14 protein-coding genes are annotated in these 16,601 nt (G+C 66.5%); 11 read left to right on the top strand and 3 right to left on the bottom strand.

Annotated features, from left to right (window positions below; genetic code table 11):
- Positions 1–113: 113 nt before the first annotated feature.
- From HNR05_RS10565 to HNR05_RS10600, 8 genes are all read left to right on the top strand, one after another.
- Positions 114–1,073 carry an AraC-like ligand-binding domain-containing protein gene (locus HNR05_RS10565; RefSeq protein ID WP_179580822.1) on the top strand — a complete coding sequence of 320 codons (960 nt, stop codon included), beginning with the start codon at positions 114–116 and terminating at the stop codon, positions 1,071–1,073.
- Positions 1,074–1,379: 306 nt separating this feature from the next.
- The gene (locus HNR05_RS10570) at positions 1,380–1,604 is read left to right on the top strand and encodes a hypothetical protein (protein WP_179578976.1); all 225 of its coding nucleotides are present in this window, start codon (positions 1,380–1,382) and stop codon (positions 1,602–1,604) included.
- On the top strand, positions 1,601–2,242 hold the full coding sequence (locus HNR05_RS10575; protein WP_179578977.1) for an SDR family NAD(P)-dependent oxidoreductase: 642 nt from the start codon (positions 1,601–1,603) through the stop codon (positions 2,240–2,242). The genes HNR05_RS10570 and HNR05_RS10575 overlap by 4 nt, the downstream gene beginning before the upstream one ends.
- 96 nt (positions 2,243–2,338) lie before the next feature.
- The gene (locus tag HNR05_RS10580) at positions 2,339–3,151 is read left to right on the top strand and encodes a MoaF C-terminal domain-containing protein (RefSeq protein WP_179578978.1); all 813 of its coding nucleotides are present in this window, start codon (positions 2,339–2,341) and stop codon (positions 3,149–3,151) included.
- A 241-nt stretch (positions 3,152–3,392) separates the two neighbouring features.
- Positions 3,393–4,574, top strand: a complete 1,182-nt coding sequence (locus HNR05_RS10585) for an ABC transporter substrate-binding protein (RefSeq protein ID WP_179578979.1) — start codon at positions 3,393–3,395, stop codon at positions 4,572–4,574.
- Between the two features lie 134 nt (positions 4,575–4,708).
- The gene (locus HNR05_RS10590; protein WP_179578980.1) at positions 4,709–5,566 is read left to right on the top strand and encodes a branched-chain amino acid ABC transporter permease; all 858 of its coding nucleotides are present in this window, start codon (positions 4,709–4,711) and stop codon (positions 5,564–5,566) included.
- On the top strand, positions 5,553–7,301 hold the full coding sequence (locus HNR05_RS10595) for a branched-chain amino acid ABC transporter ATP-binding protein/permease (protein WP_179578981.1): 1,749 nt from the start codon (positions 5,553–5,555) through the stop codon (positions 7,299–7,301). Before HNR05_RS10590 ends, HNR05_RS10595 begins: the two co-directional genes overlap by 14 nt.
- Positions 7,298–7,999, top strand: coding sequence for an ABC transporter ATP-binding protein (locus HNR05_RS10600; RefSeq protein ID WP_179578982.1), 702 nt, complete (start codon positions 7,298–7,300; stop codon positions 7,997–7,999). Before HNR05_RS10595 ends, HNR05_RS10600 begins: the two co-directional genes overlap by 4 nt.
- A gap of 277 nt (positions 8,000–8,276) precedes the next feature.
- Here HNR05_RS10600 and HNR05_RS10605 read toward each other — a convergent pair whose 3' ends face one another.
- From HNR05_RS10605 to HNR05_RS10615, 3 genes are all read right to left on the bottom strand, one after another.
- Positions 8,277–9,089, bottom strand: a complete 813-nt coding sequence (locus tag HNR05_RS10605) for an SDR family NAD(P)-dependent oxidoreductase (protein WP_179578983.1) — start codon at positions 9,087–9,089, stop codon at positions 8,277–8,279.
- A gap of 82 nt (positions 9,090–9,171) precedes the next feature.
- Positions 9,172–9,981 carry an SDR family NAD(P)-dependent oxidoreductase gene (locus tag HNR05_RS10610; protein WP_179578984.1) on the bottom strand — a complete coding sequence of 270 codons (810 nt, stop codon included), beginning with the start codon at positions 9,979–9,981 and terminating at the stop codon, positions 9,172–9,174.
- 3 nt (positions 9,982–9,984) lie between these two features.
- Complete coding sequence (locus HNR05_RS10615) at positions 9,985–11,538, bottom strand: APC family permease (RefSeq protein ID WP_179578985.1); 1,554 nt, start codon at positions 11,536–11,538, stop codon at positions 9,985–9,987.
- Positions 11,539–11,783: 245 nt separating this feature from the next.
- On the opposite strand from HNR05_RS10615, the gene HNR05_RS10620 reads away from it, so the two are divergent.
- From HNR05_RS10620 to HNR05_RS10630, 3 genes are all read left to right on the top strand, one after another.
- On the top strand, positions 11,784–13,799 hold the full coding sequence (locus HNR05_RS10620; protein ID WP_179578986.1) for a primary-amine oxidase: 2,016 nt from the start codon (positions 11,784–11,786) through the stop codon (positions 13,797–13,799).
- A 176-nt stretch (positions 13,800–13,975) separates the two neighbouring features.
- Complete coding sequence (locus HNR05_RS10625; RefSeq protein ID WP_179578987.1) at positions 13,976–14,806, top strand: molybdenum cofactor biosynthesis F family protein; 831 nt, start codon at positions 13,976–13,978, stop codon at positions 14,804–14,806.
- 1 nt (position 14,807) lies between these two features.
- A complete protein-coding gene (locus HNR05_RS10630; protein WP_179578988.1) occupies positions 14,808–16,508 on the top strand; it encodes an amidohydrolase in 1,701 nt (566 codons plus the stop codon).
- Positions 16,509–16,601 lie beyond the last annotated feature (93 nt).

Raw genomic sequence — 16,601 nt, forward strand, 5'->3', positions numbered from 1 at the left:
AAGATTACGGATCGTATACAGTGTCGTCGCGTTCGCAGAGAGTCGAGGTGGTCCCCGTGAGCATCGCTCCCGATGTCCCGCAAGCCGTGTCCCGTCGCGCCGCGTCCCCGCGAATGGCCGCCGCTGCAGTGCCGGCCAACCATGTCACGACGGCCATCGCGCGCAATTTCAGCGAATTTCGCACCGCGGTCTCGGAGTCGTTTGTTCCCCTGCACGTGACGAGTGAGCATCCGGAACCATTCTTCGGCAAGATTCGTTCGGCCTTCGTCGACGAGATTCACGTGAGCGAAGTCAGCGCCAGCGATCACATGGTCGAGCGCACTCCCGAACTCATCGCACGCAGCACACGCCACTACTTCAAGCTCAGCCTGTTGCTCTCGGGTTCTGGCCTGCTCATTCAAGACAACCGCGAGGCGGTGTTGCAGCCGGGCGACCTGGCTGTCTACGACACCGACCGGCCGTACACTCTCGTCTTTGACGAACGGTTCAAGACCATGGTCGTCATGTTCCCGAAGCACCTGATCAACCTGCCGTCTGATGTCGTCGGCCAGCTCACCGCCGTGCGGATGTCGGGCCGCGAGGGTGTCGGCAGCATGATCGTGCCGTTCCTCGCCCAGCTTGTCGGCAACCTCGATCAGCTCACCGGCAGCACCGGAGTGCGTTTGGCACACAGCGCCCTCGACCTCGTCACAACTCTCTTTGCGAACGAGCTCGATTTGGAAAAGGGCGGTGGCTCGCCGCACCAGGCCCTCATGCAACGCGTGCGCAGCTACATCGATGCCAACCTCGCGTCGACCGACCTCGGTCCCAGTCAGATCGCGGCGGCGCATTTCATCTCGACGCGTCACCTGCACGGAATCTTTCAGGAGCAGGGCACGACGGTGTCGACCTGGATTCGCACCCGTCGTCTCGAACGCTGCCGCCGCGACCTGATCAACCCGGTCTTCGCCGACCACCAGGTCGCCGCGATCGCAGCCCGCTGGGGCTTCGTCGATGCCGCGCACTTCAGCCGCGTGTTCAAGGCGGCCTACGGAATGGCGCCGCGCGAGTTGCGCAGCCAGAGCCTCGGCTGACGCCCTTCGCCTGATTGGTGTCGCGTGTTGAGTCTCGCCTGTCCTTTCCCTCGAGACCGGAGTTGTTGTCGTCATAACGCACTCACAACGACAACGACTCCCGTCTCGCGGGGTTGCGACGGTAGAGGTTCTCGAACGACGGTGAGACGGATGCCCTCTTGTCGCACTGAGCAGGTGGATTGACGGGCCGGGAACAAACGGTCGCGCGCGCTTGATCAGGCCAGAGCGCTTCAGCACGATGGCTCTACCCCCTGCACCGTCGCCGGGGCCAGAGCCGAGAGCCACCCATGACATCCGTTCCCACTCGTGCCCGGCCATGAGTTCGTCGGCGAAGTCGCCCGCATCGGCGATCGCGCTGCCACGCGCGGCGACTTCCCGTTCGCCGACCCCGTCACGCATCGGTTCGCCCTCGACGACGTTTCCGAGGCATTCGACACGATCAGCCGCCGCGAGGGCGAGGTGCTGAAGGTCGTACTCGACCCCACACTCCCCCGCCCCTCGCCCGCAGCCCCGACAGGAGCATCAGCATGAGCACGTCCCAACGATTCCGCGGCCGCGTGGCCGTGGTGACCGGCACCACGAGCAGGATTGGCCGCGGCATCGCCGAAACCCTGCAGTGCGAGGGCGCCCGGGTCTTCGGGCTCGATGTCGCCCCGGGCCGTATCGGCGAGTACGTACACTGCGATGTGCGCACCGTCGACTCGGTGCGGGCTGCCGCCGCTAACGTGCTCGCCGCCACCGACGGCCGGATCGATCATGTGGTCGCGAACGCCGGCATCCGCGGCTCGGACACTCCAGCCGAAGACCTCGACCCCGTCGAATTCGACGACGTGCTTGCGGTGATTCTGCGCGGCGTATTCCTCAGCATCCAGGCCTTCGCGAAGCCCATGCTCACCGCGGGCAGTGGAAGCATCGTCGCGATCGCCTCGATGTCAGGCACTCGGGTGGTCAATGTGCCGCAGCGCACCGTGCACTACAACACAGCGAAAGCCGGAGTCACCGCACTGGTGCGTTTGTTGGCCGCCGAATGGGGCGGCCGCGGTGTGCGCGTGAACACGCTCTCGCCCGGCTTCGTCGCGACCCCATTTCTCGACGGCGATGTCAGCTTGCACGAGCAATGGCTGGCCGGCACCGACCTGCTCATCGATGGCGGCTATTCGCTGCGCTGAGGCACGAATCCGCCCTCCGCCTGACAGGGATTCAGCCCCTCCCGCTTTTCCTCTCCTTTCCCCCTCTCATCACTTTTTTTCAAAGGACCGATTGCTATGACCGACGCCCCCCTGACCCCCGCAACCACCGACGACGAGGAATGGCGCACCTACGACGAGTTCGCCGCCGGCATCGACACGTTCCGACTGCCGAATCTTGCCCTGGCCGGTACGCGCCTCGGCGTCACGCTCAGTGACGGCACGACGCTCGACTTCGCCTTCGGCACGGATGCCGTGACCTGGAGCGCCGCCGGCGCGATCACCACCGCGACTGGAACACGCGACCCCTACGACGCTGTTGCCGTGCGCGATTCGGTGGTCTTCGTCAATCTGCCGCTCACCAGCATCGAAGGTGAAGCCCTCACTCTCGTCTACTCGACAGCCACCCAGCGCGTGAGCGTCGTGCACTCGGTGATCGGCGAGCAGGACTCCTCTGGCACACCGCGCGTGAAGCAGACGTTCTGGGCGGGCACGATCGATGGCCAGAGCGTTTCAGGGTCGGAGCCCGGCCCGTCACGCGACCTGATCGGCAAACGCAACCTCTACCGGTACAGCCCCGAGCACCTGTACGAGCACATCTACGTCTCAAGCCAGCGTTACGCCTGGCAATGCCTCGAGGGGGTGCAACGCGGGCACGGCGACATGGACCTTTCGACCGTCTGGAAGTTCGACGACGGACTGTACCTGTTCTGTTTCCGCGAGTTCCGCATCGCCGTGGCCAGCGTCTGGCTGCACGACCTCGGCTACGACCTGCGCACCACGGGGATCTTCCTCGGCCTGAACGGGTCCGGCGAATCAGAGCACTCGCGGGCGGGCGGTCACATCTACCCGATCGGCTCGGTCGCCTACCCCGACGCGCAGCCCGTCTAACCCGCGCTGGGTGCCGCGCGGGTCGAACGCAGTTGCTCGGGTTGATTTCACCGCGCGCAACTGCGCTCAACCCGCGCAGCCGCATCCGCTGCCCCCAGACACAAGAGCTGTGCCGAAGTAAACAATTCGGGCCATGACGCCGCTCATAGGCTCTGTAAATCCAGACACCGATTTTCGCCCGATCGAGGGCACGGTGCCACGACGAAGAGGTCGTCGTGCAACCCATCAGACAGGGAAGCGCATGAAGAAACTTATCTACACAGCAACGGCACTCGCAGCTGCGAGCGTCTTGATTCTGAGCGGATGCTCCGGGGACAGCGCCGGCGGAACCGCCGACGCGATCGTCGTCGGCTCCGTCAATGCGTTGAGCGGCCCGGCCACGTTCCCCGAAGCATCCGCTGCGGCGAAGTCCGTGTTCGACCGCGTCAACAAAGAGGGCGGCATCAACGGCCGCATGATCGAGTACAAGGTGCTCGATGACAAGGCCGACCCGGCCACCGCGAGCGCCGCAGCCCGTGAGGTCGTCGAAAGCGACAACGCCGTCGCACTCGTCGGCTCGGCCAGCCTGCTCGACTGCGAGGTCAACGCGGCCTACTACGAGCAGCAGGGCATCCTGTCGATTCAGGGCACGGGCGTCGACCAGGTGTGCTTCGACAGCCCCGCCGTCTCACCGGTCAACGTCGGCCCGTTCCTCGACACCCAGATGACTTTGACCTACGGTTCAGAGGTGCTCGGCCTCAAGAAGATCTGTGCCCTGCTCGAGATCGTCGGATCGACCGGCCCCGCCTACGCGGAGGCCATCGAAAACTGGACTGCCGCCACCGGCCAGAAGATGCACTACACCGATGACAGCGTTCCCTACGGCGGAAGCGACTACACGCCGTACATCGTCAAGGCCAAGCAAGCCGGCTGCGACGCTGTCTACAGCAACGCCGTCGAGCCTGATGCGATCGGCCAGCTGAAAGCTGCCGAAGCTCAGGGGTGGGATGACGTCACGTTCCTCTACCTCACCAGCACCTACAGCGAGAGCTTCGCCAAGGCCGCCGGTGCAACCGGTGCCGGCGTCTACGTTCCGGCCGAGTTCGCTCCGTACACGAACGCCGACACCGAGGCCAACACGGACTGGCGTGCTCTGATGGAAGCGAACAAGATTCCGCTGACCTCGTTCGGTCAGGGCGGCTACCTTGCAGCCACCTACTTCGTCGAGGTGCTCAAGGGCATCACGGGTGACATCACCCGCGAATCCGTCAACGAGGCCCTGCACACCATGGCCCCGATCGAGAACCCGATGGTCGGAACGCCGTACGTCTTCGGCACGGCCGATCGTCACAACTCGAGCCGTGGCGGCTGGCCGATCACGCTCACGAGCGGCACCGGCGCCTGGGAGCTGGCCGCCAAGGAATGGATCATCATTCCCGAGTAGCCCGATACCGAGCGGGCCCGCACCGGAACAGCTCTGACGTCCCGGCGGCGGCTGTCCTACTGGCAGTCGCCGCCGCGGCGGTTCACCTCGCATCACCGCTACCGCGGAACCCGAAACCCAGAAAGGAGCGGACCATGCTCCAAGGCGCACTCGCCGGCCTCGCAGCCGGTGGCCTCTACGCAATCATCGCCGTCTGCCTCACCCTGATGGCACGCCTCGTGCGTGTCGTCAATTTCTCCCAGGTCGCCATCGGCATGTTCGGCGCGTTCAGCGCCGTCGCCTTCGCCGGACTGGGGGTGCCGATCTGGCTGGCCACTCTGGGCGGTGTGCTTGTTGGAGCCGCCCTCTCGGCCGCTCTCGGCTGGATCATCGCGACCTGGCTCTCTGAGTCGAGCATCAACAACCGGTCCGCCGTCACGGTCGGTTCGCTGCTCATGCTCATCGCGCTGTCCTTCCTTCTCTTCGGTACCAAGCCGCAGTCGTTCAAACCGCTGCTGGCCGGTCCGGCGTTCACCCTCGGCAACGTCGTGATCAGCCAGGTGACCGTCACCCTCGTGGTCCTGTCGATCGTCGTGGCCATCGCCGCCAAACTGATGCTGACCAAGACAACCATCGGCATCCGTCTGCGCGCCCTCTCGGAGCGCCCCACCACGGCCGAACTCATCGGCATTCCGTCGAAGCCGCTCAGCATCGCCGTCTGGGTGACGACCGGCGTGATCTGCACGATTGTCGTCAGCATCGTGGCGCCGACTCAGTCGAATGACGCCATGTCGCTGTCAATGATCATCGTGCCCGCCGCCGCTGCGGCCCTCGTGGGCGGGTTCCGCCGCCTCGACCTGGCCGTCATCGGTGGTCTCACCCTCGGCATGCTCGACGGGGCGCTCGCCCAGTTCGACCAGCTCACGGTGCTGCGCTACTTCTTGCCGTTCCTAATTATTGTCGGACTTTTGCTGTGGACTCAGCGCAAGGAGGTGTGGGATGCTGCACGCTAAAACCTTCGCCACGTCTCGAATCGGAATGCCGATCGTGGCCGGCACCCTGGCCATTGTGGCCGGGCTGATTCTCAGCCTCGCCCTGCCCGGCTACTACGTGTTTCTCGGCACGAGCGCCATCGTCGCCGCGATCTCGCTGCTCGGCCTCGGCGTCGTCACCGGCAGCGCCGGAATGATCGCGCTCTGCCAGCTGTCGTTTGCCGTGATCGGCGCCTGGGTGGTCTCTGGCCTGAACTTCATCAAGGCCCCCGGCGACGGCGTGCTCTGGATCGTCGTCGGAGGCCTCGCGGCCGGGGTGGTCGGCATTCTCGTCGGCCTACCGGCCCTGCGCCTGCGCGGCGTGAACCTGGCTGTCGTCACGCTCGGCTTCGCCGCAGCGATGCACTTGACGCTGACCAAGTTCCAGTTTCCCGGTTCGACAACGAACGTGCGGGTGCTGAAACCAGAACTCTTCAGCACCGACCGCTCGTTCTTCTTCCTCGCCGTGCTGTTCTTGGTGGCCTGCGGCATTGTCGTCTACGCGCTGCAACACAGCCGGGTGGGCAGCGGATGGCGCTCGGTTGCGTTCTCGGAACGCGGCACGGCCAGCGCCGGCGGGAGCGTGCGCACCACCAAGCTCACTGCATTCGCGGTCAGCGCCGCCCTCGCCGGCGTCAGCGGCGGTCTGGTCACCCTGCAGGTCGGTATCGCCTCACCCTCGACCTTCGCGCCGCTGCAGTCGCTCGCACTCTACGTGCTCGCCATCGTCGCGGGGTCGTATCTGATCGAGATGGCCGTGTTCGGCGGCATCCTCTGGGTGCTCATCCCCGAGCTACTCAAGAAGTTCGGCGTGCCGCAGGACTGGGGTTTCGTCGTCTTCGGTCTGCTCGGAATTCAGGCGCTGACCACGAACTCGAACCTGGGCCAGGATCTGCGCAACCTCTGGGCCAAGCGCGTGCAGAAGCGCACCGGCACCCTGGCTCACGGTTCGCTCGCGCATGCCCTCGGCCACCCGTCGGCCGCGATTGCACCTGACGCGTCGACCGGAGCCCCACTGCTCGAGGTGAGTAATCTCTCGGTGAGTTTCGGCCAGGTCAAGGCGTTGACCGACGTGAGCTTCACCGTCGCCGAGAACTCGATCATGGGCCTGATCGGTCCGAACGGCGCCGGCAAGTCGACAATGATCGACGCGCTGACCGGGTTCCTCCCCCAGCACACCGGCACCGTGACTCTCGCCGGCGAGAGCGTGACGGGGCAGACCCCGGTGCGGATCGCGCGCCTCGGCATCCGTCGCACGTTCCAGCAGGACCGCGTGCCGCCCAGCCTCACGATCGAGGCCTACGTGCGCTTCGTGGCCCGTCGCAGTGTGAGCCTGGCCGAGATCGAGCAGACGCTCGCCTTCTTCGGCTGCCCGCCCGCCAGAACGCACCTGCGTCAGGTGGATGTCGGCACGCGCCGCCTCGTCGAGGTCGCGGCACAGATCGTGGCGAAGCCGCGCATCCTGCTGCTCGACGAGCCGGCCGCCGGCCTGTCGCACGACGAACACCTGGCATTCGCGCAGCGGCTCCTACAGGTACCGGCCCGGTTCGGCATGTCGATTCTGCTGATCGAGCACGACCTCGACCTCGTGCGCACGGTGTGTTCGACAATGACCGTGCTGAACTTCGGTGAGGTGCTGGCCAGTGGCGACCAGAACGATGTTCTTGCCGACCCCGCTGTCTTGAAGGCCTACATGGGCGAAACGGAGATGATATGAGCACGCTCGAACTGACCGATGTGACAGTCAGCCGCGGTGCGGGCCCGGTGATCAGCAACGTGAGCCTCACGGTCACCGCCGGCACCATCACGGCACTCGTCGGCCCGAACGGCGCCGGCAAGACAAGTCTGCTCGAGGCGGTCTCGGGCGTCATCGCGCCGAGCTCAGGCAGCATCACGCTCGCCGGCACCCCGCTGGCGAAGGTGTCACGGGTGGGCAGGGCCCGCGCTGGAGTCATCCACATCGAGCAGGGCCGCGCCGTGTTCCCCTCGCTCACGGTGGCCGAGAATCTGCGTCTGACCGCGCGCAACACGACAGAGGTCGACGAGGCGTTGGCGATGTTCCCCGAGCTCGAGAAGCGTCGCAACAGCCCGACCGCGTTGCTCTCGGGTGGCGAGCAGCAGATGGTGGTGTTGGCGCGCTCGTTCGCGGCACGGCCGAAGTTCCTGCTGATCGACGAGATGTCGCTCGGCCTCGCTCCCGTCGTGTTCATGCGCCTGCTGCCCCTGGTGCAGCGTTTTGCCGAGCAGGGGGTCGGTGTGCTGCTCGTCGAACAGTTCACGCACCTGGCGCTGGGGGTGGCGGATGACGCCCTCGTCGTCGCCAGCGGACGCGTCAGCTATCAGGGTGGTGCGCAGGCGCTCCTCGACTCGCCCGAGCTGCTGCACAGGGCGTATCTCGGGGGCGAGGCGGCGTAGTCTCTCGTCTTCGCTTCTGCTCGACTGGCCGGCCCTCGCGTTTCGCGGGGCCGGCCTTTCGGTAGTTGCGCAGCAGTTGACGGCGCTACGCGGATCGGAACAGTATTGGCCCCATCTCGATGGCCGAGTGTTGAGCACGTGCGAATCAAGAGCGCAACGATTTGAGCAGGGAAGCGAGCCCAAGGTTTCGCCGAGTTAAGCCGTTACGGTCGAGTTACGCAGGCGTGCCAGGCGAACTCGACCGCAACGGGGAAAGTCGGCGCCCGGCGCCGGGCAGCTACATCCCGGCGTGATCCAGCGCCAGCGTCGGCACGTCGACGATGTGCGCGCCGCCGTCGGCGACGATGACCGCACCGGTCACGTATGACGATTCCGCCGAGCCGAGGAACCGGGCGACAGCAGCGATCTCTTCAGGCTGTCCCTGGCGGCCAAGCGGAACATCCGCCGTGACAAGTGTGTAGCCGGCTTCGTGCCCCTCGAACCCGGCGTGACGAGCGAACTCGTCCATCTCGGCATCCGCCATGGGGGTCTGCACCCAGCCGGGGCAGATCGCATTCACGCGCACACCCTGTGTGCCGTAGTCGCGGGCCAGCGTGCGAGTCAGGCCGATCAGGGCGTGTTTGCCGACCGTGTAACCGGCGACGCTGGGTCCGGCGAACAGTCCGGCCAGCGACGAGACGATCACGATCTGCCCGCGAGTTTTGATGAGCTCCGGCAGGGTCTCCCTGGCAATCACGAACGCACTCGTCACGTTGGCCTGCAGGCTGAGCGCCCAGGCGGCATCGTCGGTGTCGAGCACCGTACCCATGCCGTACCCACCCGCGTTGGCTACGAGCACGTCGACGGCGCCGAAGCGTTCGACGACCGCCGAGATTGCGGCCTGAGCGGATGCCGACTCGCTCGCGTCGGCGACCACGGCGAAGCCACCGATCTCGGCGGCGACGGCCTCGATCGGCTCGGCACGTCGGCCGAGCACTGCCACGTGCGCGCCCTCGGCGGCGTAGCGGCGCGCGATCGCGGCACCGATTCCGGTGCCGCCGCCCGTGATGACAACAACTTTGCCGGCGACCGACGAGGGGTATGAATTCATGAGACGGGTCCTGACTGTACGGGGAAACCTGTACGGGGAAACCGGTGCGGGAAACCGGTGCGGGGAAAAACCGCGCGGGAATCTAGGCGGGAAATGACGACTTGGCCAGGTAGCCGAAGTCCGAAACGAGTGCGGTGCCGTTGACAGGGCGCGAGCGCACCGAACTCAGGTAGAGCGCGTGCTGGGCCACCTCGTCGGCGCTTTGCACCGGGTAGTCGGCCCCGCCGAAGCCCTGCTCGACGAGGCCCAGATCTGTGCGTGACATGGGGGTGTCGACGATCGACGGGCAGACGCTGTTCACCCGGATGCCGTCGGCGGCGAGGTCCACGGCCAGCGCTTTGCCGAACTGCACAAGCGCGCCCTTCGACGCGCAATACGGCACCATGCCGGGCGCCGAGACGAACGCCGAGTCGCTCGCGATGAACACGATCGTCGGCGACTCCGCGCGACGCAGGTGGGCGAGCGCGGCGCGCGCCATCAGAAACTGGCCGGTCAGGTTCACGCCAAGCACGGCGTTCCAGTCGGCCAGCGAGATTTCGCTGAGGTCCTGCCCGAACGGCCCGGAGATTCCCGCGCAGCCGACCACCGAATCGATGCCGCCGAAGTGGGCGGCGATCTGGCCGACCGCCGCGGTCATCGCGGCCTCGTCGGCGACGTCGGCAGTGACCGTGAACACGGTCGAGGCAACGGATGCGCCAGTCGGGCCCGCGGCATCCGTTTCGGCCTGCAGCTCGGCGCGCAGGCCGCCGCTCAGCTCAGCGAGTGCGTCGGCGTCACGATCGATCAGCCCGAGCCGGGCGCCCTCCGCGGCGAACGCGCGGGCGCAAGCCCGGCCGATGCCGGAGGCCGCGCCGGTGATGACAACGGCGCGACCTCGCAGCTGCAGATCCATTCGTTAGCCGACGCGACCCGCTGTGGCGTCGTCGGCTGCCGTCGCGCTTCCGAGCGACGCGCCAGAATCGGTGCCGTGCCCGATCTGGCGGTAGACGTTCGGCTTGGTGGCACGCAGTCGGAAGCCCCAGATCACGCCGATGATGCCCGGCAGAATCACGAGGGCCGGCAGCAGGAACGTGGTGAAGTCAGGCTCCGCCTGACCGAGCAGCACGTCGAAGTTCATCAGAATGAGCACAAACACCACCGCGAGGGCCAGAGCCGAAATGATCGGCGCGACAAGGCGGCTACCGACTCCAACGCCGCGGCCGTCACGCCGGAAGTAGCCGATCACGGCGACCGAGACGACGGCCATGAGCAACACCAGGCCGAGGGCACCCGAGTTGGTCAGCCAGGTGAAGAGGGTGAGCACCGGGTAGGGGCCGTTGTCGGGGTTCCATCCGGTCTCGCCAATGGCGAAGGCGACGATCACGAGGGCGGCGACGCTGGTCTGCGCGAGCGACCCCGCCCATGGAGCACCACTCGTCGTGCGCACCGCAGCGAGCTTCGCGGGCAGCACACCTTCACGACCCAGCGAGAAGAGGTAGCGGGCGACGGCGTTGTGAAAGCTGACCAGGGCCGCGAAAATGCTCGTGATGAACAGCACCGACATCAGGTCGACCCACATCGTGCCCATGTGCTCGGCGACGAATCCGAAGAACAGGGGCGGGCCCGCCTCGTCGGCCGTGATGCCGGCCGGGTCGACGATCTTGTCGATGCCGACGGCGAGCGAGAGCGCCCAGGCCGAGACCGAATAGAAAACACCGATGACGGCGACGGCAAGGAAGGTCGCACGCGGGATGGTGCGGCGCGGATCCTTCGACTCTTCGCCGTAGATCGCTGCGGATTCGAACCCCATGAACGCGGCGATGCCGAAGGCGAAGACAGCGCCCACACCCGGCACGAACAGCATGGCCGGGTCGAGCGGAGCGGTCGAGAAGCCGGCAGTGGGAACGGTGAACGCCACCACGTCGAACACGATCACCACGAGGAACTCGAGCGCGACGAGCACCCCGAGCACCTTGGCCGAGAGGTCGACGCGGTTGACGCCCATCACACCGACGATGGCGATGCAGACGAGCACCGGGATCCACCACGGCACGTCGAGCCCGGTTTTCTCCGAGATCAGCATCGACATTTGGAAGCCGAACATGCCGTAGATACCCATTTGCATCATGTTGTAGGCGACGAGCGCGAGCATCGACGCACCCACACCGGCCGGGCGGCCGATGCCCTGCGCCACATACGAGTAGAACGCGCCGGCGTTGGTGATGAACCGACTCATTGCGGCGTAGCCGATCGCGAAGATCGCCAGGGCTGCGGCGAGCAGCAGGAACGACAGCGGCACGCCAGCGATGTGCGTGACGGCGAACGTCGAGGTGACGCCACCGGCGATCACGGTAAGCGGGGCGGATGCCGCCACGATCAGGAACGCGACGGCGATGACGCCCAGTTTGCGGCGAGGGGCCACGGTCGTGGCGGCTCCCGTCGAGGGCGTCGTTCGGGTGGACGTACTCATGGAATCTCCTTCGATTCACGCATCAGACAACGGGCGCAGCCCCGCCGGGCAGCAGGGTGGTGATCTTCGATGGTGGCGCAGATGCGCGGCCGACTCTGTTCCTTCGCTGCACAGCACTTGACCGATCCGGCACAGCGCTACGGCGCCGTTCTACGCTTTGCGACAACTGACTCACACTGGCAGACAAGCTGACCGGGGTCGCCGCACCCGATACTGGAGGCATCCCTGCCACGAAGGAACCTGCCATGTCATCTGCCGCGTACTCGCACCCGCACACCAGTACCGTCACCGAGCCGCAGGCTCCGGTGCATCCGCTCGACCCGCTGACCGGCGATGAGATCGCCGCGGCCCGCGCAGTGCTCGTCGCGGCCGGCCTTGTCGGCGAGACCACGCGGTTCGCCTCGGTGCTGCCCGTCGACGCAAGCAAGGAATCCGTCGCGGCGTTCAAGTCCGGAGACGCGCTGGAGCGTCGCCTGCTGCTCGTGCTGCTGGATGTCGCCACCGGCCTGAGCGCGGAGGCCGTCGTCTCGGTCACCTCGGCCGAGGTCATCTCGCACACCCCGCTCAACACGACGGAGGCGCCATACGGCCAGCCGCAGTATCTGTTTGAGGAGTACGAGCGCGCCGAGGCGATCTCGAAGGCCTCCGCCTTGTGGCAGGCAGCGATGACCCGCCGCGGGCTCGCCGCGAAGATGGAACTCGCGTTCTGCGCCCCGCTCGCGCCCGGCTATTTCGGCCGTGCCGACGAGGTCGGGCGCCGCGTCATCCGTTCTCTGACGTTTCTGCGCGATTCCCCCAACGACAGCCCGTGGGCGCACCCTGTCGAGGGTCTGATCGTGCACATCGACCTCACCTCGAACCGCATCATTCGGGTCGAAGATGAGGGCGATATTCCCACGCCGACCCTGCATGGCAACTATGACGTCGCCGTCGTCGGCCCGGCCCGCACGAGCACGAAACCCATTGAGATCAGCCAGCCGCAGGGCACGAGCTTCACCGTTGACGGCTCGCACGTCGAGTGGGAGAACTGGAAATTCCGCGTGGGCTTCAACGCCCGTGAGGGTCTCGTGCTCAACCAGGTCAGCTTCCGCGACGGCGCCGAAGACCGCTCGGTGCTTTACCGGGCCAGCGTGCCCGAGATGGTCGTGCCCTACGGTGACACGACGTCGACCCGGTTCTGGATCAGCTACTTCGACGCCGGCGAGTACCTGCTCGGCAAGAACGCCAACCCGCTCGCGCTCGGCTGCGATTGCCTGGGCGTCATCCACTACTTCGACGGCTTCGTGGCCGACGACCACGGCAACCCGGTCAAGATTCCCCAGGTCGTCTGCATGCACGAAGAGGACTACGGCGTGCTCTGGAAGCACACCGATTTGAACGGGAAGGCCGAGGTGCGTCGCTCGCGCCGCCTCGTGGTGTCGTACTTCAGCACAATCGGCAACTACGACTACGGCTTCTTCTGGTACTTCTACCCGGATGGCACCATCCAGGTCGAGGCCAAGGCGACGGGCATCGTCTTCGTCGGCGCCGGGATCCCAGGCACCGACAACCCGCACGCCAACGAGATCTCCCCCGGCCTCTTCGCCCCCGTGCACCAGCACCTGTTCTGCGCGCGTCTCGACGTGGCCATCGACGGCGAAGACAACACGCTGCATGAGATCGACGTGGTCGGCATGCCGATCGGCGAGGCGAACCCTCACGGCAACGCGTTCACCTGGACCAGCACCCAGCTCTCGACCGAGTCCGAGGCGAAGCGTCTGGCCGCCCCGGCATCCGCTCGGGTCTGGGAAGTGGCGAGCGCCTCACGTACCAACCACGTTGGCAAGCCCACCTCGTTCCACCTGCTGCCGCAGGGCGGGCCGACCCTGATGGCTCAGCCCGAGTCGACCGTGTACGGCCGGGCAACCTTCGCCACCAAGCACCTGTGGGGCACCGCCTACGAGCCGACCGAGCTCTACCCGGCCGGCGACTACCCGAACGCGCACGCCGGTGGCGCGGGCCTGCCCGCCTGGACAGCGGCGGACCGCGACCTGGACGGCACCGACATTGTGCTCTGGCACGTGTTCGGCCCCACCCACATTCCGCGCACGGAAGACTGGCCGATCATGCCCGTCGACTACTCGGGCTTCCTGTTCAAACCGTACGGCTTCTTCGACCGCAACCCGGCACTGGATCTGCCCGACGGACGGATGACCGAGGGCGGCTGCTGCAGCACGGATGCCACGGCCGGCTGCGGCGACGCCTGCACCTGCGGGCACTGACCCGGCATTCGCTTTTCCCTCCCGCTGGTTGAGGAACGAGCGCCAGCGAGTGTCTCGAAACCCGGTGAGCCGATCTCGAGACCCTCCCGCCCGCAGAACGGCTCGCGAGGTTTCGAGGAGGCCCTGGCGGGCCTCCTCAACCATCGGACACACCCCGATCAATTCAAGGAGAACCAATGACTGACACCGCCGTCAATCTGTCCGACACATCGCAGTGGCTACCGCTCGACGGACTCGCCCCCGGCTTCGACGCCAATAAGGCGCCGCACTCGCTCGACCTCGTCGGCCGGGAGTTCACCGTCGTCGATGGGCGCGGAACCCGCATCCGTCACGTCTTCGCCGAGACGACCGTGGCGTGGGAGTACACACCCGGGGTCGGGGACCCGACCGCTCCGGCAGCCGAGACCGACGATTACGAAGCATTCCTCGTCGACGATGGACTTTACTTCGTGCAGTTCCACCACAACTACCTGCCGAACGAAGCCGTCTCGCTCGTGCTTGACCTGCACTCCGGCCGGGCCCTGGCCGTGATCAGCCTCATCGGCGCGGCCGACCCCGGAACCACGGCCGTGCAGCAGTTCTTTGCGCCTGGCCTCATCGAGGAGGTGGCGACCAGTGGCCGCGAGGCGGCACCGACCACGACGCTCATCGGGCGACGGGTGCAGTGGGTCTACAGTCCCGAGCACGCCTACGAGCACGTCTACCTCAGCCCGCAGTGGTACACCTGGCAGTGCCTGGCCGGCCCCGAGCGCGGCCTGGCCGATACCGACGAGAATTCGGCGTACGAGATTCGGCCGGGCATCTACGTTTTCGCCTGGCGCGAAAAGGTGATCCCGTGCGCGTCGGTCACCATTGCCGACCACCGTGACGCCCGCAACATCCGTTCGCACGGTGTGCTGTTCGGGCTCGATGAGACCGGTGAGATTCCCACGCACTTCACGTTCGGCGCGTACGGCCGTCTCATCTCAACCACCGTGCACCCGGCCGAGTACGACCCGGCGCTCTGACATGTCTGAGAATGCGGCCCTGACGCGCGCTGACCTCCTCATCACAAACGCGAGAATCTACACCGGCGACCCCGCGAACCCGTGGGCACGTGACATGGCGGTTCAGGATGGCCGCGTTCTCGCCGTCGGCGATGCCGCGGACGTCGCGGCATCCGTTGCGGCTGCTGTGAGCCCAAGCGGAGTGAGCGAACCTGTCGCGGTGCGCGACCTGGCTGGCGCTTTCGTGATGCCGGGCTTCGTCGACGTGCATAACCACCACGCGCTCGCCGGCAAATCCGACCTCTATGAGCTCAGCTTTAGCCTGGAGGCCTCACTCGACGAGGTGCTCGAGATCGTCCGCACATACGCGGCGGGGCGGGATGCCGACGACTGGATCATCGGCAGTAGTTGGGGAACCGGCCTGCTCGGGCAGCTCTCGCACGAGTCGGCCCGGCACCGACTCGATGAGGCCGCGGGCGGGCGCCCGGTCATTCTCACCGACGACAGCCACCACAACCGGTGGGTCAGCACTCGGGCACTCGAACTGGCCGGCATCACGACCGCGTCGACGAACCCGCCGGGCGGCGTGATCGTGCGCGATCCCGCCACGGGCGCGCCGAGCGGCGTGCTGCTCGAGGCGGCGTGCCTGCCCGTGGAGGAGGCCGTCACACGCACCCTGACGTTCACGGCCGAGCAGCACGAGCGCAGTTCCGAGCGCGGCATCGCGATCGCACACAGCTATGGCATCACCGCGTTTCAGGATGCCGCGATCTCGCTCCCCGGCATGCGCGCCCTCAAGTCGCTCGACGACCAGGGCCGACTGGCCGCCTGGGTCGTCTCGTCGATGACGATCAACGACCAGATCTTCGGCTATGCCGAGGTCGGCGACGAACTCATTGCGCACGGTGAAGAGAACCGCAGCGAGCACCACCGCCCCGACTTCGTGAAGATCTTTCTCGACGGAGTGCCGCCCGCGCACACCGGCGCGTTCCTCGAGCCGTATATCGAGACGGCCGAGCACGGCGCACACTTCTGTGGCGGCACCACGATGTCGGCCGACGAACTCATGGACTGGCTACGCCGGTGCGCCGAGAAGGGCCTGTCGGCGAAGATCCACTGCACCGGTGACGCCGCGGTACGCCTGGTTCTCGACGCCGTCGAGACGCTGCGTGGCGACGGCTTCACCGACGTGCGGTTTCAAATCGCACACGGCCAGTTCATCAGCAACGTCGACCTGCCCCGGCTGGCCGAGCTCGACGTCTCGGCCGACATTTCACCGTTCCTCTGGTTTCCCGGTGTGATTGCGGATGCACTGGGCGCCGTGCGCCCGGCCGACCAGGTCGAGGCGATGCAGCCGAACCGCAGCCTGATCGACTCTGGTGCGCTCGTCGCCGGCGGGTCGGACTGGCCCGTCAGCGAGACGCCCAACGCATGGGAAGGCATCCAGGGCCTGGTCACGCGGGCCGACCCGAGCGGAAACCGCCCAGGGACGCTCGGGGCGGCCGAGGCCATCACCCTCGCGGAGGCCATCGCGGTCTTCACGATCAACGCGGCAACGGCGATGGGCCTCGACGATACGATCGGCACACTCGAACCGGGCAAATCTGCCGACTTCCTTGTGCTCGACCGGAATCCGTTCGAGTCAGCCGAATCGGCGCTCGTGCAGACCAGAATTGACGAAACCTGGTTTGCGGGCCGCGCGGTCTTCGCGCGACACCCCTAACCACTCCCCTTGACCACTCCCCTTGACCAGTCCCTGCCCCCTACCCACTCCCCTTAACCAGTCCCTGCCCCCTACCCACTCCCCCTACCCACT

The organism is Leifsonia psychrotolerans, assembly GCF_013410665.1.
Taxonomy (GTDB): domain Bacteria; phylum Actinomycetota; class Actinomycetes; order Actinomycetales; family Microbacteriaceae; genus Cryobacterium; species Cryobacterium psychrotolerans_A.

Bases quoted from the DNA above. Each gene is read 5' to 3' on its own strand.
- HNR05_RS10585 (WP_179578979.1), top strand. From the start codon at position 3,393: ATGAAGAAACTTATCTACACAGCAACGGCACTCGCAGCTGCGAGCGTC.
- HNR05_RS10590 (WP_179578980.1), top strand. From the start codon at position 4,709: ATGCTCCAAGGCGCACTCGCCGGCCTCGCAGCCGGTGGCCTCTACGCA.
- HNR05_RS10625 (WP_179578987.1), top strand. From the start codon at position 13,976: ATGACTGACACCGCCGTCAATCTGTCCGACACATCGCAGTGGCTACCG.
- HNR05_RS10595 (WP_179578981.1), top strand. From the start codon at position 5,553: ATGCTGCACGCTAAAACCTTCGCCACGTCTCGAATCGGAATGCCGATC.
- HNR05_RS10600 (WP_179578982.1), top strand. From the start codon at position 7,298: ATGAGCACGCTCGAACTGACCGATGTGACAGTCAGCCGCGGTGCGGGC.
- HNR05_RS10580 (WP_179578978.1), top strand. From the start codon at position 2,339: ATGACCGACGCCCCCCTGACCCCCGCAACCACCGACGACGAGGAATGG.
- HNR05_RS10620 (WP_179578986.1), top strand. From the start codon at position 11,784: ATGTCATCTGCCGCGTACTCGCACCCGCACACCAGTACCGTCACCGAG.
- HNR05_RS10610 (WP_179578984.1), bottom strand. From the start codon at position 9,981: ATGGATCTGCAGCTGCGAGGTCGCGCCGTTGTCATCACCGGCGCGGCC.
- HNR05_RS10630 (WP_179578988.1), top strand. From the start codon at position 14,808: ATGTCTGAGAATGCGGCCCTGACGCGCGCTGACCTCCTCATCACAAAC.
- HNR05_RS10615 (WP_179578985.1), bottom strand. From the start codon at position 11,538: ATGAGTACGTCCACCCGAACGACGCCCTCGACGGGAGCCGCCACGACC.
- HNR05_RS10565 (WP_179580822.1), top strand. From the start codon at position 114: ATGGCCGCCGCTGCAGTGCCGGCCAACCATGTCACGACGGCCATCGCG.
- HNR05_RS10605 (WP_179578983.1), bottom strand. From the start codon at position 9,089: ATGAATTCATACCCCTCGTCGGTCGCCGGCAAAGTTGTTGTCATCACG.
- HNR05_RS10575 (WP_179578977.1), top strand. From the start codon at position 1,601: ATGAGCACGTCCCAACGATTCCGCGGCCGCGTGGCCGTGGTGACCGGC.